Source organism: Desulfosarcina sp. (genome assembly GCF_033791525.1).
Classification (GTDB): Bacteria; Desulfobacterota; Desulfobacteria; order Desulfobacterales; family Desulfosarcinaceae; genus Desulfosarcina.
In genome coordinates, this window is sequence record NZ_JASJGN010000121.1 from 16526 (window position 1) to 42839 (window position 26314).

The 26314-nt window shown below is 56.1% G+C and carries 23 protein-coding genes and 2 pseudogenes; 6 read left to right on the plus strand and 19 right to left on the minus strand.

The annotated features are described in order from the left end of the window. Positions 1 to 54: 54 nt before the first annotated feature. The 3 genes and pseudogenes from QNK41_RS05710 to QNK41_RS05720 all read right to left on the minus strand — a co-directional run bounded on the left by QNK41_RS05710 (position 55) and on the right by QNK41_RS05720 (position 2900). On the minus strand, positions 55 to 1062 hold the full coding sequence (locus tag QNK41_RS05710) for a virulence RhuM family protein (protein WP_319254658.1): 1008 nt from the start codon (positions 1060 to 1062) through the stop codon (positions 55 to 57). 2 nt (positions 1063 to 1064) lie between these two features. Next, a pseudogene (locus QNK41_RS05715) lies at positions 1065 to 2429 on the minus strand (class I SAM-dependent DNA methyltransferase). Then, positions 2430 to 2900 (minus strand): type I restriction-modification system subunit M N-terminal domain-containing protein, encoded by a 471-nt coding sequence (locus tag QNK41_RS05720; RefSeq protein WP_319254660.1) that lies wholly within the window; start codon positions 2898 to 2900, stop codon positions 2430 to 2432. Positions 2901 to 3307: 407 nt separating this feature from the next. On the opposite strand from QNK41_RS05720, the gene QNK41_RS05725 reads away from it, so the two are divergent. Beyond that, positions 3308 to 3664, plus strand: coding sequence for an amidohydrolase family protein (locus QNK41_RS05725; protein WP_319254662.1), 357 nt, complete (start codon positions 3308 to 3310; stop codon positions 3662 to 3664). A gap of 137 nt (positions 3665 to 3801) precedes the next feature. On the opposite strand, the gene QNK41_RS05730 is transcribed toward QNK41_RS05725, so the two are convergent. The 13 genes from QNK41_RS05730 to QNK41_RS05790 all read right to left on the minus strand — a co-directional run bounded on the left by QNK41_RS05730 (position 3802) and on the right by QNK41_RS05790 (position 17243). Continuing rightward, positions 3802 to 4911, minus strand: coding sequence for an NADH:flavin oxidoreductase (locus QNK41_RS05730; RefSeq protein WP_319254664.1), 1110 nt, complete (start codon positions 4909 to 4911; stop codon positions 3802 to 3804). A 184-nt stretch (positions 4912 to 5095) separates the two neighbouring features. Then, a complete protein-coding gene (locus QNK41_RS05735; RefSeq protein WP_319254666.1) occupies positions 5096 to 5497 on the minus strand; it encodes a ubiquinol-cytochrome c reductase iron-sulfur subunit in 402 nt (133 codons plus the stop codon). Between the two features lie 217 nt (positions 5498 to 5714). After that, positions 5715 to 8057 carry a molybdopterin-dependent oxidoreductase gene (locus tag QNK41_RS05740; protein WP_319254668.1) on the minus strand — a complete coding sequence of 781 codons (2343 nt, stop codon included), beginning with the start codon at positions 8055 to 8057 and terminating at the stop codon, positions 5715 to 5717. Positions 8058 to 8067: 10 nt separating this feature from the next. Further along, positions 8068 to 9126 (minus strand): 4Fe-4S binding protein, encoded by a 1059-nt coding sequence (locus QNK41_RS05745; protein WP_319254670.1) that lies wholly within the window; start codon positions 9124 to 9126, stop codon positions 8068 to 8070. A 55-nt stretch (positions 9127 to 9181) separates the two neighbouring features. After that, positions 9182 to 9793, minus strand: a complete 612-nt coding sequence (locus tag QNK41_RS05750) for a TetR/AcrR family transcriptional regulator (protein ID WP_319254672.1) — start codon at positions 9791 to 9793, stop codon at positions 9182 to 9184. 80 nt (positions 9794 to 9873) lie between these two features. Then, positions 9874 to 11277 (minus strand): amidophosphoribosyltransferase, encoded by a 1404-nt coding sequence (locus tag QNK41_RS05755; RefSeq protein ID WP_319254674.1) that lies wholly within the window; start codon positions 11275 to 11277, stop codon positions 9874 to 9876. Positions 11278 to 11437: 160 nt separating this feature from the next. Next, a complete protein-coding gene (locus tag QNK41_RS05760; protein WP_319254676.1) occupies positions 11438 to 13411 on the minus strand; it encodes a TRAP transporter permease in 1974 nt (657 codons plus the stop codon). A 119-nt stretch (positions 13412 to 13530) separates the two neighbouring features. Further along, the gene (locus tag QNK41_RS05765) at positions 13531 to 14079 is read right to left on the minus strand and encodes a DUF1850 domain-containing protein (RefSeq protein ID WP_319254678.1); all 549 of its coding nucleotides are present in this window, start codon (positions 14077 to 14079) and stop codon (positions 13531 to 13533) included. Positions 14080 to 14085: 6 nt separating this feature from the next. Continuing rightward, a complete protein-coding gene (locus QNK41_RS05770) occupies positions 14086 to 15054 on the minus strand; it encodes a TAXI family TRAP transporter solute-binding subunit (RefSeq protein WP_319254680.1) in 969 nt (322 codons plus the stop codon). A 28-nt stretch (positions 15055 to 15082) separates the two neighbouring features. Next, positions 15083 to 15511, minus strand: a complete 429-nt coding sequence (locus QNK41_RS05775) for a hypothetical protein (protein ID WP_319254682.1) — start codon at positions 15509 to 15511, stop codon at positions 15083 to 15085. Positions 15512 to 15971: 460 nt separating this feature from the next. Continuing rightward, a complete protein-coding gene (locus QNK41_RS05780) occupies positions 15972 to 16295 on the minus strand; it encodes an AzlD domain-containing protein (protein ID WP_319254684.1) in 324 nt (107 codons plus the stop codon). Then, positions 16292 to 17035, minus strand: coding sequence for an AzlC family ABC transporter permease (locus QNK41_RS05785; protein WP_319254686.1), 744 nt, complete (start codon positions 17033 to 17035; stop codon positions 16292 to 16294). Before QNK41_RS05785 ends, QNK41_RS05780 begins: the two co-directional genes overlap by 4 nt. A 19-nt stretch (positions 17036 to 17054) precedes the next feature. Continuing rightward, a complete protein-coding gene (locus QNK41_RS05790; protein ID WP_319254688.1) occupies positions 17055 to 17243 on the minus strand; it encodes a hypothetical protein in 189 nt (62 codons plus the stop codon). Between the two features lie 112 nt (positions 17244 to 17355). Here QNK41_RS05790 and QNK41_RS05795 point away from each other — a divergent pair, with 112 nt between their 5' ends. Then, positions 17356 to 18792, plus strand: a complete 1437-nt coding sequence (locus QNK41_RS05795) for a PLP-dependent aminotransferase family protein (RefSeq protein WP_319254690.1) — start codon at positions 17356 to 17358, stop codon at positions 18790 to 18792. Between the two features lie 2 nt (positions 18793 to 18794). Here the strand turns inward: QNK41_RS05795 and QNK41_RS05800 are convergent, their stop codons facing one another. Continuing rightward, complete coding sequence (locus QNK41_RS05800) at positions 18795 to 19448, minus strand: TetR/AcrR family transcriptional regulator (protein WP_319254693.1); 654 nt, start codon at positions 19446 to 19448, stop codon at positions 18795 to 18797. 178 nt (positions 19449 to 19626) lie between these two features. Here QNK41_RS05800 and QNK41_RS05805 point away from each other — a divergent pair, with 178 nt between their 5' ends. From QNK41_RS05805 to QNK41_RS05815, 3 genes are read left to right on the plus strand one after another with little or no spacing between them, the layout of a single operon-like run. Next, entirely contained in the window at positions 19627 to 20355 is a 729-nt protein-coding gene (locus QNK41_RS05805) for a sulfite exporter TauE/SafE family protein (protein WP_319254694.1), read from the plus strand. 47 nt (positions 20356 to 20402) lie between these two features. Then, positions 20403 to 21842, plus strand: a complete 1440-nt coding sequence (locus QNK41_RS05810) for a pyridoxal phosphate-dependent decarboxylase family protein (protein WP_319254697.1) — start codon at positions 20403 to 20405, stop codon at positions 21840 to 21842. A 45-nt stretch (positions 21843 to 21887) separates the two neighbouring features. Then, on the plus strand, positions 21888 to 23276 hold the full coding sequence (locus tag QNK41_RS05815) for a hypothetical protein (protein WP_319254699.1): 1389 nt from the start codon (positions 21888 to 21890) through the stop codon (positions 23274 to 23276). A gap of 61 nt (positions 23277 to 23337) precedes the next feature. Here the strand turns inward: QNK41_RS05815 and QNK41_RS05820 are convergent, their stop codons facing one another. Further along, a complete protein-coding gene (locus tag QNK41_RS05820; protein ID WP_319254701.1) occupies positions 23338 to 24423 on the minus strand; it encodes a M20 family metallopeptidase in 1086 nt (361 codons plus the stop codon). A 176-nt stretch (positions 24424 to 24599) separates the two neighbouring features. Beyond that, a complete protein-coding gene (locus tag QNK41_RS05825; protein ID WP_319254703.1) occupies positions 24600 to 25508 on the minus strand; it encodes a DMT family transporter in 909 nt (302 codons plus the stop codon). 468 nt (positions 25509 to 25976) lie between these two features. Between QNK41_RS05825 and QNK41_RS05830 the strand changes: the two are divergent. Next, positions 25977 to 26314 (plus strand): annotated as a pseudogene (locus QNK41_RS05830) (C4-dicarboxylate ABC transporter substrate-binding protein); the annotation flags it as partial.

The window sequence follows — 26314 nt, forward strand, 5'->3', positions numbered from 1 at the left end:
CCCTTTATCCAATCCATTCAACCCGGCTGTCCTTATATTTTTCGTCCCGTTTCATTATCTGCCCTGCTCTATTTTATTTCCCAGCCGCTTCAGTTCTTCCATATCTTCTTTATCCGCCTGTCCGGCTTCGTAGATTTTTCGTTTATTATCGAACAACTGGTATATTTCCCTCACCTTCTCCTTCATTATCGCATTGCTGATTTTTCTTTTTCTCTTCAACAGAGGTTTCTCATTGAATTCCAGTATTCTGTCCACATTTTCACGCCAGAACTTCATCGTAATATCGATCCGGTTTTTTGCTCTTAATTCAGCTGTTTCCAAAAAGATAACAACCAAACGGTTCAACGTGTCGATTTCATCCTTACCCAGATAATTTTTGGCAATAAAAATATCCTGTTTTCTGACCACGCTGCCTTCCCAGGAAGTAAGCGCCATATTGGGCTTATCCGCATCGACACGGCTCAGTATGATTTCCGCGGCGGTTTGCCCGGTTACTGCAAAGAGCAGTTTGTTTTGGGTTTCGGCAAAAAACATCTGTGTAGCTTTGTCGGTTTTGTCATAGTCACTGCTTAGTGCAAACAGATCCCGCACTTTCTGATAAAAGCGTTTTTCAGACGCCCGAATTTCGCGGATACGTTCCAGTAATTCATCAAAATAATCGGGCCGGCCTTCGGGATTTTTAAGGCGCTCGTCATCCATGACAAACCCTTTGATCATATATTCTTTCAGATTGCGGTTTGCCCATATTCTGAACTGGGTTCCTCTTTTGCTGCGGACTCTGAAACCGACAGCCAGAATCATATCCAGTGCGTAAAAGGTCACATTATATTTTTTTCCATCGGGGGCAGTTGTAAAGTAATTCTTTACAACTGAATTTTTATCTAATTCGCCTTCTTTCAGTACGTTAGCAATATGCTGCCCGATATTTTGCTTGGAGGTGTCAAAAAGTTCAGCCAACTGACTCTGGTTCATCCAGATCATTCCATCCTGGGCGAAAAGGGATACGGAAGCCTTGCCATCTACTGTGTTATAAATGACAATATTTTGCTCGTCTTGATCCATTATCAATCCTCCAGCACCGTCCTTTCCAGTTCCTGGGAACTCTTTTCCAACGCCAGAATATCCGCCTTGATTTCCGTCAGGGGCCGCAGGGGTTTAAACTCGTAAAAATACTTGGTGAAGTTAATTTCGTACCCGGTTTTGGTCTTTTTATCATCAACCCAGGCATCGGGCAGGTGGGGTTTGACCTCGCGTTCGATATACTCCTCAATGGTCTGCGGGATCAGTTTCCCGTCATGATCGTTCGGATCTTTTCTCAGGAAGGGGATGTTTTCATAGTCCCGTAATGCGGTATCCGGTTTGGGTTTGTCCCCGCGGGCGGTGATCATATGGCCGTTTTCATCCTTTTGCGGCTGCTCCACGGTTACCCGCCAGTAACCAAAGAATTCATTGGGCATGATTTTGACAAATTCGTTCTCTTCAAAGTGGCCATAGTGTTTGGTGATAAATCCGATCCCCTTGGCTTCCCCATTTTCGGCAATTTGTTTGCGCTTGTTGCCCAAAGATCGGGGCATCTTTTCCCAGAATCGGTTAGCGTCAATCTTGCCATCTTTGATCAATTCCTCATCCTTGCCGCCGGTGGCGTTGATCAACTGAATTTTCCCCTTGCGCCGTTTACTCTTATTATTGTTCAGTATCCAGATATAGGTTGAAATACCGGTGTTGTAGAATAACTGACCCGGCAGGGCGATGATTGCTTCCAGCCAATCGTTTTCAATGATCCATTGGCGGATGTTGCTCTCACCGCTGCCTGCCTGGCCGGTAAATAACGGCGATCCGTTAAAGACAATACCGATACGGCTGCCTCCGTCTTCCGGCGGTTTCATCTTGGAAATCATGTGCTGCAAAAACAGGAGCGAGCCGTCATTGATCCGCGGTAGGCCCGCGCCGAAACGACCGGCAAATCCTAGTTTTTTATGTTCGTCCTTGATGGTTTTTGTCGCTTTTTTCCAATCCACGCCAAAGGGCGGGTTGGAAAGCATGTAATCAAATTTTTCTTCCCGCAATCCATCCACGGTAAAGGTGTTGCCGAACTTGATGTTCGTGGGGTTCTGCCCCTTGATGAGCATATCGGATTTTCAGATGGCGTAGGATTCAGGGTTAATTTCCTGCCCGAACAATTCCAACTTGGCGTCGGGATTCATGCCGCTATCCTTACCGCATAAATGCTGTTCCGCAATGGAGAGCATGCCGCCTGTGCCGCAGGCCGGATCATATAGTGCTTTGACAATCCCCGGCTGGGTCAGGGCTTGATTATCTTCATTGAACAGCACGTTAACCATCAGTTTGATTACTTCCCTGGGGGTAAAATGCTCTCTCGCGGTTTCATTGGATTGTTCTGCAAAACGACGGATCAGATCCTCGAACACTTAGCCCATTTGCATGGTGTCCATGTCGTAAAGATCGATCTCGGCAATCTTTTTAACTACTTGAAACAGAATATCCGCCTTGGGATCATCCATGCGCTCGATCTGATCATCAAAGTTGAAATACTCGATAATTTCCCGGGCGGAAGCGGAATATCCGTTGATATGATTGCGCAGGTTCGCGGGAATATGATTGGGATCGGCAATCAACTTGGCGAAATCGAATTTGCTGCGGTTATGAAAATTGGCCCCTGCAATTTTATTTAAGGTAAGATCCTTAGAACTGTCGGAAAGTTTTTCAACTTTTGGAAGACAGTCCAGCACCTTTTGTTTTTTGGGCGCCAAAACGCAATCTTGACGGCGCAGCACCGTCATTGGAAGGATGACCTTTCCATAGTCCGATTGTTTGTAATCACCCCGCAAAAGGTCTGCTACTCCCCAAATCAAATTGGCTTTGTCTTTGAAGTCCGTCATTTATTCTCCAATTAATCTATTGATCTGCTGGACATTTGCTTAAAAGCAGGATTAATTGCAAGATGTCAACGGGAAAAGCGCATTGATCGTTTATCCGGCAGCCAATTTCGTTGTTGGAAACGTCTTTTTACTCCTCGACATATTTCAAGTATGCACCCCAAGGGCACTTCCTTCGGGGCGCCTGCGGGTTAAAAGACGTTTCCGCCTTGAACTTGGAACAAAATCCTGTTTATGAGATCAACTTCTGGGAGGTATTCGTCTAAAAAAGCGGAATCTCTTGGCCCTCGGTGGATTCCTGCTCGGGACTTTCCGGGAGCCGAAATGTACCATTTCTATATGGACACGGGAAGGACGTCAAATGCATGATCGAGCGCACCATGGACTAGGGGGCCGAATCCATCCGGCAATTGTGCGAACTAGCCGCGGACCGCGGGCTGATGGTGGACATGCACTGTGACGAGAGCGACGATCCCTGGTACAGTTTCGGCTCCCATGACATGCTGGAGGTGGCCCACATGGGGCTGCATGTGGCCCAGATGACCGGCACCGGCCAGATCCGGCAGATGTTCGATGCGGGGACTGTCAACGGCGCCAAGGCGTTAGGGCTGAAGGATTACGGACTGGAACGCGGCTGCCGGGCCAACCTGGTGATCCCCCATGCCAAAGATGTCCACGAGGCCCTGCGTCTCAAGCCCGCACGGTTGGTTTGTGATCCTTGGGAGAAGGATCATCGCCAGCACGGCGCCGGTGGTCAGCCGGGTTGAACTGGAAGACGGCGTGGTTGAGGTGGATTTTCTGCACAAAGGCAGACCATGAATGCCAAAGGCCAAATGAAAAATGTCAAATGAAGGCATCTTGACGATTTTGCAATAGAATCGGGTTCTCTTCCTTCAAGGGAAATTCATTTGTTTTCCCGTTCTTCGGTCACGCAATAGATCCCCTTGCCGGTCATGCCGGGCCGAAAGCACAGGTTGTCCGACAGGCAGCGCGCCCGAGTTCGGTCGCCGGATTGCCAGCGTTTGATCAGGCCCGGTTCGCGGATTAGCGGACGGGACATGGAGAAGTAGTCGGCTGTTCCAGCGTCTATCAGCTTTTCAGCGACTTCAAGGGTGCGGATGCCGCCCACCAGGATCAATGGAACGTCCAGTGACCGTTTGAAGGCCTGGGCCGCCGCCTTGAAATAGGCTTCTTTCTCCTTTTTATTGATGTTGGGCCGGCTGGGAGATAGCTTGCCGCCGGTGAGCAGGCCGCCGCTCAACTCGACGGCGTCCAGACCCGCCGCCACCATCTGCCCCGCCGCCGAAATGCTATCTGCCACGTTCAGGCCACCCTCCGCGAAATCCTCGCAGTTCATTTTTACCAGCAGGGGCCAGTCACTGCCCACCGCTTTTCGAATTGCCCGGATGGTCTCCACATGAATGCGCACGCGGTTGTCGAGCGTTCCGCCGTAGTCGTCGGTTCGCCGGTTGAACCAGGGCGAAAGAAACTGGCTGAACAGGTAGCCATGGGCACTGTGCAGCTGGATGCCGTCGAAGCCGGCGGTTTGGGCCCGTCGGGCGGCCTCAGTATAGACATTTTTTAAACGCTGGATGTCGTCCACGGACAGTTCGGTCCGAGGCGTCTGGGCCAGTCCTTCGAAATTCGATGCGACCACGGGCGGTGTGCCGATGGCCTTTTCCAGGGCAAAGTGGCCGGCGTGGGCCAACTGGGCCACGATTTTGCCGCCAGCCGCATGGACGGCATCGGTCATGGATCGCAGGCCGTCGATTAGGCTGTCGTCATAGAGGCCCAACTGCCAGGGGCTGGCCTGGCCTGATTGGGTCACATAAGCATGGCCGGAGATGATCAGGCCAACGCCGCCGGTGGCCAGTTCCACCATGGTGTCAATCAGCCTGGGGGTCACGCGGCCGTCTTCGGTGGCCATGCCTTCCCAGGTGGCAGACCGGACGAATCGGTTGGCCAGGTTCATGCCGTTGATGGTGCTGGATTCAAACAAAAGGCTTGTGGTCATCTTGATCTCCTGAAAATATTTCCCCTCACCCTGTCCCTCTCCCCAAAGGGGCGAGGGGACGTTTACATCGCCTTGGTTCACCTAAGGGATGGTTCAACATTACACGTCTCCCTCTCCCATCGAGGGGAGAGGGCCGGGGTGAGGGGTGTTTACGGTTCAGTTGTCGTTGAAAAAACGGACATCCCTAATTGGATAGTGCAATGACAAGCGTTTCGCCATCCTGGACCACCGGATAGGCCTTGACTGGCTTTTTCGCCGCACCGCCCACCGGCTTCCCGTCGTAGGTGAAGGTTGATTTGGAGACGCTGCAGCACTCGATCGTGTTGCTGCCGGCGATGGTGTCGATGCGCCGGCCCATGTGGGTGCAGCGATTGGCGATGGCGTGGTATTTTCCGTCGTCGCCGTGTAAGACCAGCAGTCGTGGGTCGAGCCCCCGGCCCTCTAAACGCACGCCGCTGCCGGAGGTTTTTAGTTCCGGCATCCGGGTCAGGTCGATTCGAATGGATCCGTTCTGTACAGACCATGCCTGCGGGTTGCCGGGCAGCGGGGTTTCACAGATGCCGAAAATTCGTTTCAGAAATTTCATTTTTTGCCTCTTTATAGGTAATTCTTCTCAAAGTGAGCCTTTCATTTGAAACAGTGTCTGTTCAGAACGGGTATATTTGGGTTCCCCGCAATGCGGGGTCTACGTCACGCCAAGGCCCGAGTGAGGTTGAACCCGCAGGCGTAGCAGCGCTACGTCGAGGACTTCAGCAGAGCGAGAACGCCGGCCTGGGCCGAAAGATGCCTGTTCTGTACGGACACTAAGCGGTCTCCACCCGACATGGAACATACCGGTGAAGCGGCGTGCCAGCCAGCGGGTCCCGGTGAGTATTTTGGGTCAGCCGGTTAACATTGGCCCCGGTAACCATGCCCTGGTAGTCGAGCCCGAAACCATGGGGCATGACCACATGGCCGACCCTGGCCCTGGAAGAGACTTCCAATTCGATGGTTTCCCGGCCGGCGGCGGTGGTAACCGTCACCTGCTGGCCATCGGCAAGCTTTAACGCCGCTGCGTCATCGGCATGCATGGCCAGGGTGCAGGCACGGCGACCCCGGTTCCATTCGGGATTGCGCATCAGGGTGTTGGCGTTGGTGCGGACATGGCGACCGGCCATGAGAATCAGCGGAAAGTCGGGATCGGGGGTCAGTGCCGTTGCCTCCTTTTCGGGACTGAGGTCAGCCATCCAGGCGTCCATTTCAGGGATGAAAAGGTCAATCTTGCCGCTGGGTGTCCGGATGGCAGACATGTTGGCCGCTTCATCCGATTTGCCCAGCCACAAGCCCTCAGGGTGGTCCATGACGGCCTGGAACAGTTTTTCTCCGAATCCGGCGCGGGGATGCAGGCCGGCCAGGGGAACCAGGCTGCGGTTTCTGACCATGGACTTCACAATGGTCGGCAGTTTGCCCGGAGCCGTGCGTATCGATTCTCCCCAGCCGTCCACGGCGAACCCGGCCCGCAGGGCGTCTTTTCTCAACCTTTCCGGTGCGGTGAGAAGCAGTCCCCACAGGGCTGCCAGGTTGCCGGATCCCAGCGCCCTGCCGAGGGTTTTGGACAGGATAAACGGGATAGCCTTCATAAGGCCGGGATTGGATCGGGCCAGGGTCATCAATTCGACGGCAAAGGCGAAACGATCCTTGTGGGCAACCTGGTAAAGGGCCTCGGGACGCGTGGGAATCAACCCCATGGCGTCGGCGATGCGCGTGAAGATCTCTCCGCACTCAAGCGGTTCGCCTTCGGGTTCGATGAGCGGCTGACGCATCTGGAAGTAGACCTCCGGCCAGGTCCAGGTGAAGAAGGTGCCGTCCCAGGACTCGTAGCCGGAGCGTGCCGGCAATACGTAGTGAGAAAGCTGAGCTGTTTCGGTCATGGCCAGTTCGATGGTGACGAGCAGGTCCAGGCTGTTGAACGCCTTTTCATAGGCGGTTGTGTCCGCATAGGACCGTAGGGGGTTGCTGGCGCAGACGATCACCGAGCGGATGTGGTCCGGGTGGTCGCTTAAAATTTCCTCGGGCAGCACGTTGGGCGGGGAGTAGCCCATGAGGATGGGGAAATCGGTGCTCACCGTGCGCCAGTGTTTTGGGTCCCGCTCGTCGGTGTGGGATCCGATGGGTATGAACTTGCACGGGATGACATTGCCGCCGGGCACGCACAGGCGACCGCACACGGCCAGCAGTACGTTGTACAGACAGGATGTCAGGGTGCTGTGGCGGTTCATATAGATGCCCAGGTCGGTGTGCAGGCACCAGCAGCGCCGTCCCAGCTCACGGCACAGGTCGACCACCGGCTCGACCTCGAGGCCGCACACGGCCAGCGCGTCGTGCACCGAGACGTTTTCGAACCAGGGGCGGATCCGGTCGAAACCGGTGGTGTAGGTATCGATGTAAGCCCGGTCTTCCCAGCTGTTTTCGAATATGATGGCGATCATGGCCCGTACCATTAGGGCGTCGGTGCCCGGCCTGACAGGCAGGTGAATGTCGGCAAGGCGCGCTGTTTTGGACTGTCGGGGATCGATCACCACCAGCAGCTTTTCAGGGTTGTTGGAAAATTCCTTTAACACCAGGGGCGCTCGGGGCATCTGGTGGCTCTCCATGCCGTTCCAGCCCACGGCCAGCAGCATGTCGGCGTTTGCCTCATCGGGGATGTGAAAATCGCTCTGCCGGCCGGTGTGGCGGCCGCAGGCCCAAAACGCTCCGGTAAGCTCCTGAGCCACGGCGTTGTAGTGATACTGGGAACCCAGCAGCTTCATCAGTGTGCGGCCGAAAGCTGCTTCGAAGTGGCACCCCTGGCCGCCCCCGCCCATGTAGGCATAGGACCGCGGCCCGTGTTCTTCGACCACACGGCCGAGCTTCTCGGCAATCTCTGCAATGGCCTGATCCCAGGAGATTCGCTCGAACCCGGTGGCGGTGCGTTTCAGCGGGTGGGTCAGCCGGTCGGCGTGGTGCTGGTGGTGGGCCACGTTGAGCCCTTTGCGGCAGGCGTAGCCCCGGCTTCTGGGATTGGATTTGTCCGGCCGCACCTTGGCCATGCGGTTGTTCGCCACTTTGACTTCCAACCCGCAGTTCTGGGCACACAACACGCAGCCGGTTTTATGCCATTGGGCCATGATCGTCTCCCTACATCAGCCCGCGTTCCTGGGCGATGTTCATGTAGGTTTCGAAGACATTCTTCGGCGGCAGATAGCGGCTGTCTTCGGCTTTCTGCTCGAGGGTGATGGCCTCGGTGGGGCAGTCGGTGACGCACAGGCCGCAGCCGATGCAGCGGTCCAGGTCGACCAGAGCGGCTTCATCGATGGTGATGGCGTCCATCTGGCAGCGTTCCACGCAGGCTTCACAGGCCGTGCACAGATCCTCGTCCACCTGGGCGTAGTAGTTGGTATGGATCACCTCGGCCGGTTTGTCCAAGGTTTTCAGGTTCTTAAGAACACCGCAGCAACAGCCGCAGCACATGCAGATGTTCATTGATTTTTGTTGATTGCCCGGCTGGAGCACCAGGCCGGCGTCCACCCCGGCTTTGAGGATGTCTAACGCCTCCGCCTTGTCGATTTCGCGCCCCAGGCCGTTCTTCTCATAGTAGTAGGCACCGGCGCCAAAGATCAGGCATGCCTCCGAGGGCTTGTCACAGCCCTTGCCGATCATTTTCTGTTCTTTGCGGCAAATGCAGGGCGAGACAATGATCTTGGATTGTTTGTTAATGATTGCTTCGGCCGCTTCGAAGGGCATGACCGCCATCTCGGCCGATACGCTCTTGGCGACGGGCACCACCCGCAACTGCTGGGTCTTGGCGCTCAACAAGCCTTTTTTCATCAAGATGGGCATGTATTCGTTGACATCCCGGATCAGATCTTCGTCCAAGCTGTTGACGTGATATTCCCAGATGCCGATGATGAATTGAGCGGCGCTGTACAGGGTTTTGTCACCTTTGGATATCCTAAAAATCAGACCCTTTCGGGACATCTCCGCCAGCGTCTCGGCCAAGGCTGCCGGATCCCTGCCGGTGCGTTCAGCGATCCCCGCTACCGGTTCGGGCATCATGGTGAGGGTTGTGGCTATTTCCGCCTCTTCGGGGGTAAACAGGCGCTTTAAAATCCGCAGTTCAACACCGGAGTCGGTGCTGGGGTAGCCGGTCGGCAGGTTGTCCAGGTGCTCGGCCAATTTCTTGTAAACATCGGTCATGATCGTCTCCTTGAATCCATTTTTTTATCTTATACCGATTGGTATGTCCTGCCAACTACACGGTATGCCGCATGTCGGTGATTATCTTTTCTGCGGTGTCGATGGCGTTGAGTATGTATGATTCCTCGCCGGTGACTTTGGAAAGAACGCTGCCGCCCTCCATGATGGCGATGAGGATTTCCGCCATGTTTTTTGCATTGGTGGCCATATCGATGACCCCTTCGGTTTTTCCCTCTTCGACCAGGGAAATGATGCTTTTTTTCCATTTCGCCAGCACATCCACGGCCATTTTTCGCAGAACGGCGTGGGTGTCGTCGGCCTCCACGGCGGTGTTGAGGATGGGGCAGCCGCCGTAGGAGAGTATCATGCGGTAGATCTTGCGAAAACCACGGGGATAGGCCAGCAGCTTGTCCATGGTCGGCCCTGCTGCCTTGAGTTCCTTGGAGAAGAAATCGAAGATCAGATCGATGTTGTGCTGAAAGGCATGCACGGCCACGTCATCCTTGTCCTTGAAGTTGCCGTAAATGCTGCCCTTGGTCAGACCCGTGGCCGTGGTCAGGTCGGACATGGAGGTGCCGGCATAGCCCTTTTTGTTGAAGATGGGCGCAGCGGATTCGATGATCAATTGCCGGGTGCGTCCGGATCTGGGGAGAGTTGTTGATTTCATGGAACGGCTAATATACCAATCGGTATATCAAGTCAACCGTGATTTTGCAGTGGGTTGAAAGCCTCTCTTTCTGGATGGTGCTATGTATAACTGCTGCCGTCCCAGCAATGCGTGCACAGCCGGTCTTTGGGCAGGCCGATGGCAGCCACCATGTCGTCCATGCGCTGGTATTTCAAGGTGGTCAGATGCAGCTGCTCCCGTATGCGGTTGATCATGGCCAGATTTTTCTCCGATCCGTAGTGGGCGTATTCGCCCAGATGCCGGTCCTCGGCACCTTCTAACTTTTTGATCGCCGTGCGGCCCGCCAGGTCAAGGGTGGAGCGCGAAGTGGAGAAGTTGAGAAACTCGCAGGGGTGGATCAGGCAGGGACAGGCCGGCCGCATGTGCACTTCCCTGGCGCCGTATTCGAACAGCACCTGCACATTGTCGCGCAACTGGGTGCCCCGTACAATTGAATCTTCACAAAAGAGAATGCGCTGACCATCGATGAGCTGGCGAACGGGGATCAGCTTCATCCGGGCCACCAAATCGCGCATCTTCTGGTTTTGGGGCATGAAGCTGCGCGGCCAGGTGGGGGTGTATTTGACGAAGGGTCGCCGGTAGGGCAGACCGCGTTGGTTGGCGTAACCGATGCCGTGGCCGATGCCCGAATCCGGGATGCCGCCCACGAAATCAACGGGCGTGTCGTCATTGTTGGCCAGGGCCGCGCCGCAGCGGTTGCGCACCTCCTCCACGTTGATGCCCTCGTATTCCGACGCCGGATAGCCGTAGTAGATCCACAGGAAAGCGCAAACCTGCATGGATTCCCCGGGGGGTGCCTGCTGCTCCCAGCCGTCCGGGCTCATCTGGATCACTTCGCCGGGGCCCAGGCAGTGATCCACGTCGTAGCCCAGGTTGGGAAAGGCGCAGGTCTCGGAGCTGACGGCAAAGGCGCCGTCGCGGCATCCGATGGTCAGCGGCGTGCGACCCAGTCGATCGCGGGCGGCAAAAATGCCCTGATCGGTGAGCAGCAGCATCGAGCAGGAACCTTGGATGGCGTCCTGGGCATTTTTAATGCCCTCCACGTAGCTGTCGGCCTCGCAAATCAGCATGGCTACCACTTCGGTGGGATGTACCTCCCCGGCCGTGGTGTCGGAAAAGTAGCTCCTGCGCTTAAAGGCCCGCTGGACCAGCGCTTCCTGGTTGTTGATCTTGCCCACGGTCACGATGCCGAAGGTGCCCATGTGGGAACTGACGATCAGGGGCTGGGGGTCGGTGTCGCTGATCACACCGATGCCGAAATGGCCGTGAAAACGGTTCAGCTCTTCTTCGAACTTGGTGCGAAAATAGCTGTTTTCGATATTGTGGATGGCCCGTTGGATGCTCGTTTGATTGCACACGGCCATGCCACCGCGGCGGGTGCCCAGGTGTGAATGGTAGTCGGTTCCGTAGTAAAGATCGGCAACGCAGTCCGAGGTTGAAACAACGCCAAACAATCCGCCCATGTGGCTCTCCCTTCCGGTGGCTTTGGTTAATACGAAACAGTGGTTTTTCGAACGCAGAAACAACAAACGGCCGAAATCAAGAAATGAATGGTTGGAGGTAAATTAAGCAGGACTGAAAATCAAGGTAAATATGCCCTGAAGAAAAAGTAGTGCCATCGGTTTAACTGGTGGATGTGGTCCGTTTCTGCATGGCAACTGCCGCAGCAAAAGCGATCAGGCCCAATCCATCGGCCCAGTACTGGGGCCAGAAAAGGCCGGCGGCGGCGATCCAGAACAATAGTGTCTCCGGCCAGGTGGCCCGGCGGATGAAATAGCGCTCGATGGCCGAGGCGAAGGAGATGAGCCCTATCATGGTGGTGGCCATGGTCAGCCCCACCTGCCAGTGAAGCAGTTCATAGTCGGTACCCATACCCAGCAGGGGGCGATAGGCCATGATGATGGGAATGATGTAAAGCCCCTTGGCCAGCTTCCACGAGGTGAAGGCCGTGCGCATGGGATTGGCGCCGGCTATCCCGGCACCGGCAAAGCTGGCCAGGCTCACCGGAGGGGTCACGTTGGCGTCCTGGGAATACCAGAAAACGATCATGTGGCTGACCATGATGGGAACGCCCATGTCCAGCAGGGCCGGTCCGGCCAAGGTGGCCAGAACGATGTAGCTGGCGGTGACCGGCAGCCCCATACCCAGCACCAGGGACGCCGCGCCGATGAGCAGAATGGCCAGGGCCTTGATCCCGTAGCTCAGATCCAGCACCAGGCTGGAAAATTTCAATCCCATGCCGGTCAGTGTGACCATTCCCACGATAATGCCGGCGGCGGCGCAGGCCACCGACACCATGATGGCGTTTTTGGCCCCCTTTTCAAGCGCCTTCACAATGCTCTTCAATTCATCCAGGCAAAAGGCCACGGCCGTGGGGCGTTTTTTTCCCATGTCGATCATTTGCGGTGCTACCGCCCAGCGAACGGCATTGGCGGTAAGACTGGCGGCCGCGGTGCTGACGACAGCCACGAAACCGGCCATCATGGGCGAGTAATTGTTCACCAGCACGTAGACCAGAATCAATACGGGAATGATGAAATGCAACCCTTCTTTGACAACTTTGCCCACCCGCGGCAGACTCTCTTTGGGTTGGCCGACGAGCCCATATTTTTTAGCCTCATAGTGAACGAAGAAAAGCACGGTCACGTAGTACATGATCGCAGGAACCAGGGCCACCTTGATAATGGTCAGGTAGCTGGTGTTGGTGAATTCGGCCATGAGAAACGCGCCGGCACCCATGATCGGGGGCATGAGTTGTCCGCCAGTGGAGGCGGCTGCCTCGATGGCCCCGGCCACATGGGGCCGGTAGCCGACTTTTTTCATCATCGGAATGGTAAAGGACCCCGTGGCCACCACGTTGCCGACGGCAGACCCGGACACCGATCCCATGAAGCCGGAGGCCACCACCGAGGTCTTGGCTGGGCCGCCGGAAAAGCGGCCGGTAAGGGCGTAGGCCAGTTCGATGAAAAAATTGCCGCCGCCGGTGGATTCCAGAAAAGCGCCGAAGAGGACGAATACGAATACAAAGGTGGCGGCCACGCCGATGGGCAGGCCGAATATGCCCTCGGTGGTCAGCCACAGGGTGGTGGTGATTCGTTCGATGGAGTAGCCTTTGTGGATGATCAGCTCAGGCATCCAGGGTCCGAAATAGGCATACAGCATGGCGGTCACGCAGATGCCGGTCATGATTCCACCGATGACCCGCCGGCAGGCTTCGAGTACCAGCAGGGTGCCGACGATGCCCACCATCAGGTCTGCCGGCAGCCAGTCCCCCTGGCGTTCGAAAATTTCGGTCAGGTTGATGCAGATATAGGCCGTGCAGTAAATCGATGCGGCCACCAGCAGCCAATCGATCATCACCCAACCATTCAACCGGTCTTTGCGGGCAGATGCAAAGGCGGGTTTTAGCAGAAAGGTCAGCACCAGAATGGCTCCCAGGTGAATGGATCGCTGGACCAGAGCCGTCAAGGCAGCGATGCCTGCGGTGTACAGCTGGTAGAGGCTCAGGCTGACTGCCACAACCAGGACGATCTGCGCAGTTGTGGTGACGAGCAACGGGATGCCAGTGCTGGTGGGGGCTGGATCGGTGGCTGCCATGGATACCTGTACTTTCTTTGGTGGCTTGGTAGGAAGCCCGATATCGGCGTTGGTCGTTACGAACGTTTGGTTTATTCAGACTATTGGTGAACCGTGAACGGTTAATCGGTTTTTCCAGTTCACTGTTTTTCTGCCTGCGGCGTAGCACGGTGGGGAAACAACCGCCGCCAGGCACGATAAAGCCAGGAGACAGGCACTGCCGAGAATTGAACCGCCACATGAGGTGCAATTGAACTCAGGTTCGTGCGGGAACCGCGCCAGATGACGGTGTGGTCCACGCCGGGGCTGCCGATTCGCAACACGAAATCGCCGGCAAGCATGTGCATCTCTTTGATGACCTCGTAGGGGCCGCGTTTGACCATGCGACCGACACCGGGCATTTTGCCCATACCGGCACCGAATTTCAGGTATTGTTCCTCTTCAATGAAAATACGCCCCGACGGGTCCAGGCTGTGTACTTCCCAGATCGGGGCGTTTTCCACCGAATGATAGTAATGAATCGTAAAGGGCTCACCGGCCTCCAGGGGCAGCACCAGTAACGGTGCACCTCCCTGGACCGGCGTGATTGTCAATTCCAGCCCTCCGGGAAACTGCAGGGTGCAGGTGACGACCGCCAGGGTCAGCAATATACCGGCAGCGGTGCTGCGTCCAAACCGGGCGACAGTCATTCGGGCCTACGGACGCAGCTTGTCCGGCACGGCGATGTTCTTTTCCTCCAAGTACTTGATCGTTCCCGGATGCAGGGGGATTGGTGAGTATTTCACGGCATTTTCCGGCGTGGTGTAGCCTGCTACTGAATGAATCTTCTGCAGGTAGTCGTTGTTCTCGAAAAGGGCCTTGGCCAGTTTGTAGACCATGTCGGTATCCAGGGATGCCTGGCAGATCATCACGTTCCAGACCCCGATGGTGGGGACCGGCTGATCGATGCCGCGATAGAAACCGTCGGCCAGGTCGACGGCCGAATAGGTTTTGTTGGCTGCCAGGACCTTCTCGGTCTGCTCGGGTGTAAAGCCTATAATATGGATCTCGTGGGTCGTGGCCAGGTCCAGAATGGAACTGGTGCCGGGTCCCACCGACCAGAATCCGACATCGATGGTGCCGTCGCGCAGGGCGTTGGCACTTTCGGTGAAGGAAAGCCGACTGTCCTTGTAGCTGGATTTTTCGATACCCACGGCATTTAATACCACTTCAGCCATGAAGTTGGTACCGCTTCCCGGACTGCCCGTGCTAATGTTGCGACCCTTTAACTGTGTGATGTCGGTGATCCCGCTGCTTTTCAAGGTCACCACCTGAAGCAGGTTGGGGTACATGATGGCCATGGAGAGGATGTCATGCTTTTTTCCATTGAACTTACTCAAGCCATTGAAGCCGGCCACGGCCACATCACCCATGACCTCGCCGATAACCGTTTCGCCCTTGTGGGCCAGCTTGACGTTCTCCACGCTGGCGCCAGTGACCTCGGCCACGGCCTTGACCCCTTTGACATGCTTGGACCAGATTTCAGCCACACCGCCGCCATAGGGGTAATAAACCCCGCCGGTTCCCCCGGTGCCGATGCTGATGAAAGTGGTTTTGGCCAGGGCCGGTGAAGCCATCAGGCCGACAACGAAAATGAACAATACTGCGATGCTGATGCGTTTCATATCAGAGACCTCCTGGTTTTGTTCAGATTTACTGGCTCATGGTTTTGACCTTTACCATGACTGACTTAGGTCCGCCGTCCATATCTTTGACCGGATAGACAAAGGCGGCTGTCTCCCCGGGCTTCACCAGACCCTCTTTGGTTTTGCGGGGAATCAGCCCTCCCACGGCCTTGCCGTTGTCCAAGAAAATGTTGACCCGGTATCGTTGAGGCGTGTCGCTGATATTTTTTACGGCTACGTTGAAATGCAGCGTATCGCTGCCGCTCCATTTTTTTAAGACACAAGAAAAGTCGGCCAACTCGGCTTCGGGGGCAATCTCTTTTTCTATCTTGCTGTCCGCCGCGCAGGGGAAGACTTCTCCGGGTTTGGGTTTGGGACCGGCGCAGCCCGCAAAAACCAGGCATGCCAGGACTGCAATGATCCCTAAGATGCTTACAAGATGTTGAAATCGCTTCATGGTTCAATCCTCCTTAGCAGGTTGTCAGGTGAAAACCAAAAGCCTATTTTCAATGCCTGTGCCGGCATGTTTACGGTATTTCTCAAAAAGCGTTGGGTGACGTGCGAAGGCAGATCATGCCGGGTGTGGTGAAGAGAGATAAATCCCTGCCGATCGATAATCAAAAGACCACAGGTGTTCATTTTTGTCAACTGGCAGCGTGGATTGGGCGGACGGTTGCCGGGGGTCACCTCAACAATGCATGTAGGCGTTGAACGTCATACAATATAATGGCGATTGAACCGCGAAATAATGGCGATTGAACCGCGAAAGCGAGCGCACTGAAAATCGGTTTTTATCCCTACGGTGATGTGAAGTGCTGCCGTTACAGACAGAACCTCCCCCGCGGTTTGCCGTGGGGCGATTCCAAAAATGATTCTGTTTGGTGATACTGAGTTAAAATGAGACGAGCCATGCAGGTTTACGAACAGTCGAAGAGCAGCCTTCCAGTCGCCACTATGGCCATTCCGACAATCATGGCCAGCAGGAGGTTTCTGGTTTTCCAGGCGCACAGGGCGGTGGCCAGGGCAGCCCCGCCCCCAAGCATACCGGCGGAAAAAATCCCCGGCGCCACCAGGGCGAGCAGGATGGTTCCGGGCAGGGTTTCCATAAAGCGCTTGAACCCGCCGTTTTTGGGCAGGCGTTCCGCCAGCAAAAGGCCCCCCAGGCGCAGGCTGTAGGTGGCCAGGGCGGCCCCGCCGATGGCCATGACGATGGACAGGTCGGTGGATAAGGCAAGGGTCATTTTGTTTTCTCCCCAATCGACTCTTGCAGGGCTTTGTCCGGCAATTGTGGGAGGTCTTCTTTTTTCGATTCGAAGATGGATTGAAGGGCAGGGAGCAATGCCCCGCCGATGCCGCCGATGACGATGTACCATTTGCCGGGCAGCCATCGCTCTGCGACCACCGCCAACAGGGCGGCCGTTACCCACGGTGCGATATCTGACTTTCCCCGCCACATACTGACGGTAAGGGCGGTAAAGACCGCGACGAAGGCGAAGTCCAGGGCAAAGCGCTCCGGATGGACCACCAGGGCGCCCAGTTGATGGCCCAGCAGGGTGCCCATGGACCAGACGCTGCACAGGCAGATGCCGCCGCCCAGCAGAAAGCCGGTCGTGGCGCCGCCATTGCGATAGGCCGCCATGGTGACCGCCCAGTTTTCATCGGCGACCAGATGCATGATCCCGGCCTTTTGGACCAGGGATTTCCCCTGGAACAGCGGGTTCAGAGAAGCACCGATGAGCAGGTAGCGCATGTTGATGATCAGTACGGCCAGGATCATCTCCACCACGGGCAGGGGCGGGGCCCACATCTCCACCATGACAAACTGGGCGGAGCCGGCAAAAACGGTTAGGTTCATCGCCAGCAGCTGCGCCCAGGTGAGACCTTTTTGCGCAGCCAGCATGCCCAGGACACTGCCGTATGCGGCCACGCTTGCGCCGACCGGCAGGTTGGCCAGTGCACCCCTTCGCATCTCATCGATCATTTAGAATCGCTTCCGTTGTTCACAATTGCCCGACCAGTAGGGCTGCCAGCACGCTGAAAACGAGCCAGAGCAAGGATTTGGCCCGGGCCCAAAGGGTGACACCGCGTGGTGGGGCATTCCAGGAAGGCATGGTAGACGAATCTTCGGGTGCGATCAGAAAACGCAGCCCCATCATTGTCGGGCGGGTCTTTACCATCAGGTTTTTCATTCTTCACCTTCAGCGTTATAAATCAAGTATTGTTTTAGCCTAACAGATCCGTTAAGCAATAACAGACACAGAATTCTAAAAATAAATCCATAACAGATGTGAGCTTGCCACCATGATGAACAGCACGGTTTCAGGTTTCAGATATGCCCGGTTGGCCGATGAGCTGGAAGTAAATATCAGAGAGGGTATCTATCGATCCGGTGAAAAGATGCCTTCCTTGAGAAAATTGCATGGCCAGACCGGCCTGAGCATTACCACCGTTTACCAGGCATACATCGAGCTGGAAAAGAGGGGGGTCGTGATCCCGCGGCAAAAATCAGGCTACTACGTCAAACCGCTTTTGGGACAGATTCTGCCGCCTCCGGAAGTGGAAAAAATGCGGCCTGTGCCCAAAAAGGTCACCATGAACACCCTGGCCTATTCCATTGTGGAGGATATGAGCAATCCGGATTTTCTCCAACTGGGAGGATCGGTGGTGATGCCGGAACTGCTGCCCTTCAAGCAGTTGACCCGCTGCATGCGTGCGGAAAGCATGGATGCGATGAAGCGCAGTTTGATGCGCTATGAAAACCCACATGGAAACGCCGAGCTAAAGCGTCAGATCGCCAAGCGCATGCACGGTCAGGCCCGGCAGGCCATCACTGATGAGATGGTCATTACCAGCGGGTGCATCGAGGCGGTGAGCCTTTGCCTGCAGGCTGTTGGGAATGCCGGGGACACGGTGGTGGTGGAATCTCCCACTTACCCCTGGTTCCTGCAGATCATCGAAGACCAGAACAAGTTTGCCCTGGAGATACCCACGGATCCCCGGACAGGCATCGACCTGGATCAACTGGAACGGGCGGTGCAGAAGAATGCGGTGGCGGCATGCCTGCTGGTGCCAAACTTTCACAATCCCCTGGGCTTCGAGATGCCGGAGGAGCAGAAAAAGGCGCTGGTGAAGATGATGGGCGAGATGACGATCCCTATCATCGAGGACAACATCCACGGCGAACTCTATTTTGGCAAGGCACGCCCCACGACATTGAAGTCCATAGACCGTAAAGGACTCGTGCTCCACTGCGCGTCGTTTTCCAAGACCCTCTCACCTGGGCTTCGGGTGGGGTGGGCCCTGCCGGGCCGTTTTGCCGACCGGGTCAAGCGCTTGAAAATGAACAGCACCATCGCATCGCCGACGCTGAACCAGCAGGTGGTGGCCCAATTTTTAAAAACCGGCGCCTTCGACCGCCACCTGCGCCGCCTGCGCTCGGCCCTGAAAAACCAGATTACTAACATGGCCCTGGCCATTGCCAGAACCTTTCCGGATGGCACACGGATCACCGCTCCCCAGGGGGGGCTCACGTTGTGGGTCGAGCTGGATAAAAAGGTGGATGGGCTGAAGGTCTATCAGGAGGCGCGAAAGAAAAAGATATCCATCTTCCCCGGTATCATCTGCTCTGCCACGGGCCGTTATCGCAACTATATCCGAATCAGCTGCGGCTACCCCTGGAGCGAGACGATCGAAAAGGGTATCCGGTCCCTGGCGGATATTATCAAGAAGCTGATCTAAGCTCAGGAGGCCAGGGCCCGCTCCACCATGCCCACGAATCGATCGAACAGCGACCTGCGGCTGATGCCGAAGGCCGCCTCGAAGTTTTTTTCGCGCATTCTCAGTATTTTCATGACCCCGATGATCTGGCCCCAGAGAATCAGCATGAGCTGGTGAGCGGTCAGATCGCTCCTCACCCCGCCGCCGGCCATTCCCGTTTCGATGGCTGCGGTCACCAGGCGGGCCATGTCGTCCGACACCTGCTGGCACCGTTCCAGGTGGCTGTCCGGGTCCGCGGAAGCGGTTCGGTGGTGGTAAACGAAGTAGCGGCTTTCGTAAGCCATGATCAGGTCCAGGTATTGCGGGTGTTCAATGGAGAAATCGAAAAAAGCGGCGGCCAGTTCTCGCAGGCCGCTGCTTTTAGGTCCAGTCCCCGCTACCGACTGTTTGAGTGCTCCGCGCAGGCCTTCCAGTCCTCTGAGCACCACCGCCAGAAATATATCTTCCTTGTCTTTGAAATAGAGATAGAGGGTGCGCTTGTTGTACCCGGCGGCATCGGCGATGGCCGGCAGGGTCGCCCCGTCGTATCCACTTTGGAAGAAGACGGTCTCGGCCATATCCACAATGCGCTGTTTGCGCTGTTCCTGTTCCCAGGCTTTTCGGTCCGCACTAACCATCGCCCATCTTCCCTTGTACAAAAAATCCCGGAGATCAGGGACATTTGATTGACAATACTTGATGGTGAATGATATTTCACCATGGTGTAATATATGGCACCTTATTGAATAGCAACTTCACTGGTTTGCCGTCAAGGCCCAAAATGAACGACCCAAACTGAACAAATCGATAGCGCTGATGCTCTTTTTTTCCGCCACGGTGCTGGTGGCCGGCTATGTGCGAGGATACGGTGGATTCGGATTTTCCATGATCACGGTAGCCGCCCTGTCGCTTTTTTGCGCACCGGCTCAGGTGGTGCCGGTGGTGCTGATTCTGGAGGTGTCCGCCAGTCTCTACCTGCTGCCGGGCATCTGGCGACTGGTGAACTGGCCGATACTGTCCTGGCTGCTAGCAGGGGTGGCTGTGGGGACGCCCGTGGGGGTCTGGATGCTCGGAAACGTGTCCCCTGCACCCATGAAAATGGCGGTGGCGGTGATCATTTTTTCGCTGGCACTGATGCTGCGTCAGGGTTTCGTGGTCAAACGGCGATTGAAACGGCCGGAGACGATGGCCGCCGGACTGGCCTCCGGTGTCCTCAACGGTGCGGCGGCAATCGGCGGGCCCCCGGCCATTCTTTTTTTCTTCTCATCGCCTGTGGGTGCCGCCATTTCCAGGGCCTCGCTGATCGCCTTTTTTCTGGTGACGGACATCCTGGCAGCCGGATTCTGTATCGCCGCCAGCCTCATGACCGTCGGCCATGCCAGGCAGGCAGCCATCCTGGCCCTTCCCATGGCTGCGGGTCTGTTTTTGGGCAAGCGGGCCTTTTTCCGGACGCCTGAGACCGTGTTCAAGAGAAGGGTGCTGCTATACCTGATGATGTTGTCCCTGCTGATCCTAATCCGGTCGGCCAAACTGTTTTTAACCTGATAAGAAAACCGAATTGGTTGATATTTCAATTGGATTGGAGTGATGCAATGCAGATTGCAAAAAAGGGGATGACAAGAGAGGCCATATTCGAACGATTGACCGAGTTTCGCAAGAATGACATCAAGTGGCAGGAGGGCCGCACGTACGGTTATATTTTTGATCCGGGAAAAGCGACCATGGATGTGGGCAAAGCCGCCTACAACGAATTCCTGTCGGAAAATGGCCTGGACTTCACGGTATTTCGAAGTTTGCTGCGGCTGGAGCGGGAACTGGCCGCCTTCGGCGCCAGCCACCTTCGGGGGGATAGCCAGGTAGTTGGGAATTTCACTTCCGGCGGGACCGAAAGCATCATCCTGGTGGTGAAGGCGGCCCGTGATTGCTACCGGGAAAAGCGCCCGGATATTACCGCACCGGAAATGATTTTGCCGGCCACGGCCCACGCGGCGTTTCATAAGGCTGCCCATTACCTCGGCGTGAAGACGGTGACCGTGTCGGTCGATCCGGAAACTTTCCGGGCAGATGTGGAAATGACGAAATCCGCCATTACTGGCCGGTCTATCATGATTGTGGGGTCGGCACCGTCGTACGCCCACGGTGTGGTCGATCCTATTGCGGATCTGGCCGCCCTGGCACAGGAGAACGACCTGTGGATGCACACCGATGCCTGCATGGGCGGTTTTTTGCTCCCCTATTTCCGACGCCTTGGCCAACGCGTGCCGGACTTCGATTTCACCGTACCCGGCGTCACCTCCATCTCCGTGGATCTTCACAAGTACGCCTACACGCCCAAGGGGGCGTCGCTGATCCTTTATCGGAACAAGGCGCTGCGCAGGCACCAGATCTATGCCTGCTCCCGCTGGATCGGGTATACCATCGTCAACAATGCCGTGCAGAGCAGCAAATCGGGCGGGCCCATGGCGGCGGCCTGGGCGGTACTCAACTATATGGGCGACGAGGGTTACCTGGAAATCGCCAGAAAAAAACTGGCGGCTGTCAAGAAAATCACCGACGGTATCGACCGGATCGACGGCCTGCGCCTGCTCACCCGCCCGGACATGTGCCTGATCTCTTTTACCTCGGATGAGGTGAACGTTTTTCACATTATCGATGAAATGAACCAGCGGGGGTGGTATATTCAACCGTCGCTCTCCTTCGACAATTCGCCGGCGCACATCCACCTGTCCGTCAGCGCATCCAATGTGGGCTGGGAGGAGGAATTGCTGAAAAACCTGGCCGAGTGCGTTGAAATCGCGCGAAGCCTGCCGGACGGGGAGTTGACCGGGTTGATCAAAGGCAGCCTGGAAGGGATGGATCTGTCGGCCATTTCCGATGAGGAGATCATGGGAATGATGGCTGCGGCCGGGGTCACCGACGGTGCCCTTCCCAGCCGCATGGCCGACATCAACGGCGCTCTGGACGCCCTGCCGGCTCAAGTCCGGGAACGGATGCTCACCGCCTTTGTCAACGACATGTTTTCTCAACCTTGACGGTTGCGTAAAACGGTCCATATCTGAACCAACAAGGAACCCACCATGAATACACCTTTTTCCTTTGACGGTATGCTGGCATTCGCTTTCCTGTCGGTGCTCCTGCTAATGGGCGTCGGCCTGCGGGCCAGGGTGGGATTCTTTCAGCGTTTTCTGGTGCCCAGTTGCCTCATCGGTGGTGTGTTGGGGCTGGTGCTTATGCATACGGGGGTGTTGGGAATTGAAAGTGCCACCATCGAGGCCGTTGCCTACCATTTTTTTAATATCTCTTTTATTTCTGTTGGATTGACTCGGAACGACAATGGCAGTGAACACCAAGTGAAAAAGCAGATGATAAAGGGGCCGGCCTGGATGGCGCTGATGCAGGGACTGACCTTTCCCATGCAGGCAGTTCTGGGTGGATTGCTGGTGATCCTGTTGGGGTGGTTTGGCGTTCAGCTTTTTCCCACCTTCGGATTCCTGGTGCCCCTGGGGTTCAACGAGGGGCCGGGGCAGGCCCTGTCCATCGGCAAAGTCTGGGAGGGCGTTGGATTTGCCGATGCCGCCACGATTGGATTGACGTTTGCTGCGGTGGGTTATTTTTTTGCTTTTTTCGTTGGCGTTCCTCTGGTGAACCAGGGCATCCGCCGCGGGCGCGCCACCTTTGGACCACGGCAGCTTCCCAGGGAATTCCTCACCGGCATTCTAAACCGCCAGGGGACTGCGGAATCGGCCGGCCGGCTGACCATTCATTCGGGAAATGCGGACACCCTGGCTTTTCAATCGGCCCTGGTGGGTGGGGTATACGGAATCACCTACGGGATCATCCAGTTTCTCGGCGGTTTTTTGCCTGTGGACGTGGCCAGTATGCTCTGGGGGTTCTTCTTTTTTTTCGGACTGGGCGTTGCCCTTGTGGTCAAATGGGCCATGCAACGGCTGAATATTCAAGGTCTGACCGATGCCGGTGTGCAGCGCCGGATTACCGGTTTTTCGGTCGATTTTTTAATTGTGGCCACGGTGGCGGCCATTGAATTAAAAATTGTCTGGGAATATCTGCTGCCCATCAGCCTCATCGCCCTGGTCAACGGTGTCATGACCACGGCGCTGGTGGTTTATTTTGGCCGGCGCCTCTCCGCTTACAGTCTGGAGCGCACCGCCGCCATTTACGGTGTCGTCACCGGCACGGTGTCCTGCGGACTGCTGCTGCTGCGCATCGTGGACCCGGATTTTAAAACCCCGGTGGCCTACGAGCTTGCGGTGATGAACGTGTTTTCCCTGCCGGTGGTCGGGGGGTGCACGGTTCTGGTCAACGGTCCCCTGTGGTGGGGGTGGCCCCTGTGGGTGGCCTTACTGGTTTTTGCCGGTATCATGGCCGTCGTCCTGACCCTGATGAAGCTGATGGGGCTGCTCAACGGTGCATCCCCGCATGGCTCCCCCGGATCACCGCATCAATGATGGCAACCGTTTTGTGGGCCGGTCAAGCACCTGAACTATAGCGAAACGCGCTAACAGCCTGCTAAATGGGATTCTCCTGGATGTCGTTCACAAAGCGGTCCAAAAGGTCGTAAAGTCGGGAAAGGCTCTGGATCTCGACGTGCTCCTCCGTGGAATGCTGGCTGCTGTTGCCGTCCGCGCCCCACACGATACCCGGAATGTTGAACTGGGACAAAAAGCGGGCGTCGCTGGCGCCGTGGGCGATGCCGGTACGGGTATCCGTGGCCAGGGCCAGCAGCCGCTCCAGGTAGGTTGATTCGGGACTGATGAACAGGGGTTCAGGCTCCTGGGCAATCACCTGGCTGGTTACGGCTGCCTGGATTTGTTGGACCAGGTCGTCCACATCGTCATGTTCCGTGTAGCGGATATCGAAAATGGCTTCCGCTTCGTCCGGCACCTGATTGACCGAGCCGCCGGCGTGGATCACCGACAGATTCATGGTGCGATGCCAGTGTTCCGGCGCCGTGAGCCCCTCGAAAAAGCCTTTAACGACCAGGCAATCCGCCATCAGCCGTTCGATGGCATTTTCTCCCTTCCAGGGCCTGGCCCCGTGGGCCGTTTTCCCACGGGCAACCACCTTGAGACGTAAGATCCCCTTTTCCTTGACCACGATCTTATCTACGCGGCCACCGTCCAGGGCAATGCAGAAATCGCAGTTGATTCCGCTAAGCGCGCTGCGGGCGCCGTCATAGCCGCCAACCTCTTCGTCGCCGGTGATCAGCACGCCAAGGGGCAGGATGCCATCGTCCAGGCCCCGTTGGTGATTGGATTGGATCCGGTTCTTGAGCAGCACCATGGAGAGAGCCGCGGCGTATTTGTCATCGATGGCGCCGCGGCCGTATAGCCGGCCGTCCTTTTCGATGGGTTCGAACAGCGGGTCGGCAGCGTTGACCACGTCGATATGCGCCATCAGCAAAACAGGGGTCTGATGGCGGGCCGGAAGCGCACGAATCGATGGAACGGCGTTGCTCTCCATGAATGTGCAGGCGATATCATGGTCCTTGAGCCATGTTTCGATGAACCGGGCGCACTTTTGGATCTCTTCCGATCGGGTGTGGGTGGATTTAAAGCGGATCAGATCCTTGGTCAGGTCGACGATCTCCCGCACGATTGCAGATGATGTTTCGGCAGCGGTTTCGATTGCTATTCTCCTTGATTGGAAGCAGCCGTTATGGTTTACGCCTCCCCGCGGCAAGCCGCTGAGAGGCTGCCGGCTGCCGGGGTTCCTGTCAATCTCGACCCGTACATTTTAGCGCATAACCGATTTGAATGTAAACGGTTGCTTTAGACTGATGTTGCCGACACTTTCCGGCAGCTGGTGGCGCCTAAATAGATGGCAGAAAGGGCAAGGATGACACCGGCCCATGCCATGGTCGACGTGGCCCGGTTGAAAAACAGGACATCCCAGACAAAAGAGAGTGACGGTTGAAGCAACAGGATCAGCCCTGCAATGGCGGCGGGAATCCGGGGCAGGGAGCGGGTGATGAGCAGCCATCCCAAAGTCTGGCACATCAGACCCAGCGCCACCAGCGAGAGCCCGCTTTGAACATCGGGGATGGCAAAAGATTCATCGGTCCGGATCATTTCCAGGGCAAGATAGAATGCCGTGGAAAAGGAAACCACCATCAGGCTCAGGGCCGCCGACGGCTTTGACGCATGGGATTGAAGCTTTCGCAGGACGATCAAAAATCCGGTGTAAAAAAGGGCCGTGGAAAGGCCGTAATAAATGCCGGTACGATAGTCCGGACTCAGCTGCTCCCAGTGAATGCCCACGATCATGAACAATCCCGCTACCGCCAGGGGAACGGCCAGGACAAACCGCAGGTTCAGCCGTTCTCCAAACAGGAGCACACCAACCAGCGGTACAAGAAACACCTCGAAGTTGCCTAATATGGTGGCCAGTCCCGGTCCCACATAGGCAATGCTGCGGTGCCATGTATACAAGTCCAGGGCAAAGAAGATGGCGGCGAGCAACGATAACTTCAGGCAATGCCATCCCCGCCAGAGCTTTTCACGGCGGGCAATCAGGATGGCCATCAAAAAAACACCACCGAAAAAAACCCGGTAAAACGCGGAGACCGTGGGCGTGACATGGGCCAGTTTTACCCAAACCGCGGAAAAACTGATCATCATGGCGCCGATTGTGGTTCCCATCATGGCAGGGTTCAATGGCCGGCCGTTGTCAACGCGCATGATGCCTTTTCTTTCAATTTTGGGGTGACGTGAACCGCGACAGCGAGCGCATTCCCCGTCGCTTGTCGGAGTGAAGCAGAGATCCCGAGCATCGGGGCGGCGGGGTTAGCGAGCGAACTGGAAATCGATTTTTTATCCCTACGGTGCTGCGCAGCACTGCCGTTATAGGCAGAACATTCCCCGCGGCAAGCCGCGGGGAGGGTTCAATTTTGGCTTTTAGCAAGAATCCCCACCGATTCGCAACAGTTAAGCCGCTGATGAAACGATGACGGTTCCCTTGGTGGCCAATGGTCGCCCCGTAGCCCTTTTTTTGTAAGAAAAAGTATTACGCGATAATCAGAAATACCCCAATTGACCATTTTCATATGCCTTGTTAGCCTGAAGAACACCCGATAGTTTTCTAACGCTCTGTGGCGCGAATTATAATGGCCGCTGCGGATAAACCCACTCAAGACGCAGGAGGAACGAATGAGGAACAAACTTTTTACCGTTGCAATAGCTGTTTGCGCAGTTTTGATGATGACCATGACCTTTTCGGCTGATGTCAATGCCAGAGACATTTATAAGTTCGGCGGTGGTCCTGCCGGTGGTACCTTCCAGTTCATGGCCGGTGGCATCTCCACCTATCCGCCCGTAAAAGATATTAAAGAATTCAGGGTTCTGGCGGGCGCTTCGGGCGGAAGCGTGGAGAACATGCGAAAAGTCGATTCCGGTTCTTACGCCATGGGCGTTGTCTACTCCGGTCATGTATTCCTGGGCCGCAACGGCCGTATGAAAAACGATACCAAGAAATATGAAAATGTAAT

Excerpts from the sequence above, each read along its gene's own strand:
- QNK41_RS05745 (WP_319254670.1), bottom strand. The coding sequence starts at position 9,126 with ATGACCGATGTTTACAAGAAATTGGCCGAGCACCTGGACAACCTGCCG.
- QNK41_RS05760 (WP_319254676.1), bottom strand. The coding sequence starts at position 13,411 with ATGGCAGCCACCGATCCAGCCCCCACCAGCACTGGCATCCCGTTGCTC.
- QNK41_RS05720 (WP_319254660.1), bottom strand. The coding sequence starts at position 2,900 with ATGACGGACTTCAAAGACAAAGCCAATTTGATTTGGGGAGTAGCAGAC.
- QNK41_RS05730 (WP_319254664.1), bottom strand. The coding sequence starts at position 4,911 with ATGACCACAAGCCTTTTGTTTGAATCCAGCACCATCAACGGCATGAAC.
- QNK41_RS05815 (WP_319254699.1), top strand. The coding sequence starts at position 21,888 with ATGAATACACCTTTTTCCTTTGACGGTATGCTGGCATTCGCTTTCCTG.
- QNK41_RS05795 (WP_319254690.1), top strand. The coding sequence starts at position 17,356 with ATGATGAACAGCACGGTTTCAGGTTTCAGATATGCCCGGTTGGCCGAT.
- QNK41_RS05775 (WP_319254682.1), bottom strand. The coding sequence starts at position 15,511 with ATGAAGCGATTTCAACATCTTGTAAGCATCTTAGGGATCATTGCAGTC.
- QNK41_RS05765 (WP_319254678.1), bottom strand. The coding sequence starts at position 14,079 with ATGACTGTCGCCCGGTTTGGACGCAGCACCGCTGCCGGTATATTGCTG.
- QNK41_RS05755 (WP_319254674.1), bottom strand. The coding sequence starts at position 11,277 with ATGGGCGGATTGTTTGGCGTTGTTTCAACCTCGGACTGCGTTGCCGAT.
- QNK41_RS05805 (WP_319254694.1), top strand. The coding sequence starts at position 19,627 with ATGCTCTTTTTTTCCGCCACGGTGCTGGTGGCCGGCTATGTGCGAGGA.
- QNK41_RS05790 (WP_319254688.1), bottom strand. The coding sequence starts at position 17,243 with ATGAAAAACCTGATGGTAAAGACCCGCCCGACAATGATGGGGCTGCGT.
- QNK41_RS05785 (WP_319254686.1), bottom strand. The coding sequence starts at position 17,035 with ATGATCGATGAGATGCGAAGGGGTGCACTGGCCAACCTGCCGGTCGGC.
- QNK41_RS05735 (WP_319254666.1), bottom strand. The coding sequence starts at position 5,497 with ATGAAATTTCTGAAACGAATTTTCGGCATCTGTGAAACCCCGCTGCCC.
- QNK41_RS05750 (WP_319254672.1), bottom strand. The coding sequence starts at position 9,793 with ATGAAATCAACAACTCTCCCCAGATCCGGACGCACCCGGCAATTGATC.
- QNK41_RS05825 (WP_319254703.1), bottom strand. The coding sequence starts at position 25,508 with ATGCGCGTTGACAACGGCCGGCCATTGAACCCTGCCATGATGGGAACC.
- QNK41_RS05800 (WP_319254693.1), bottom strand. The coding sequence starts at position 19,448 with ATGGTTAGTGCGGACCGAAAAGCCTGGGAACAGGAACAGCGCAAACAG.
- QNK41_RS05810 (WP_319254697.1), top strand. The coding sequence starts at position 20,403 with ATGCAGATTGCAAAAAAGGGGATGACAAGAGAGGCCATATTCGAACGA.
- QNK41_RS05740 (WP_319254668.1), bottom strand. The coding sequence starts at position 8,057 with ATGGCCCAATGGCATAAAACCGGCTGCGTGTTGTGTGCCCAGAACTGC.
- QNK41_RS05770 (WP_319254680.1), bottom strand. The coding sequence starts at position 15,054 with ATGAAACGCATCAGCATCGCAGTATTGTTCATTTTCGTTGTCGGCCTG.
- QNK41_RS05780 (WP_319254684.1), bottom strand. The coding sequence starts at position 16,295 with ATGACCCTTGCCTTATCCACCGACCTGTCCATCGTCATGGCCATCGGC.
- QNK41_RS05710 (WP_319254658.1), bottom strand. The coding sequence starts at position 1,062 with ATGGATCAAGACGAGCAAAATATTGTCATTTATAACACAGTAGATGGC.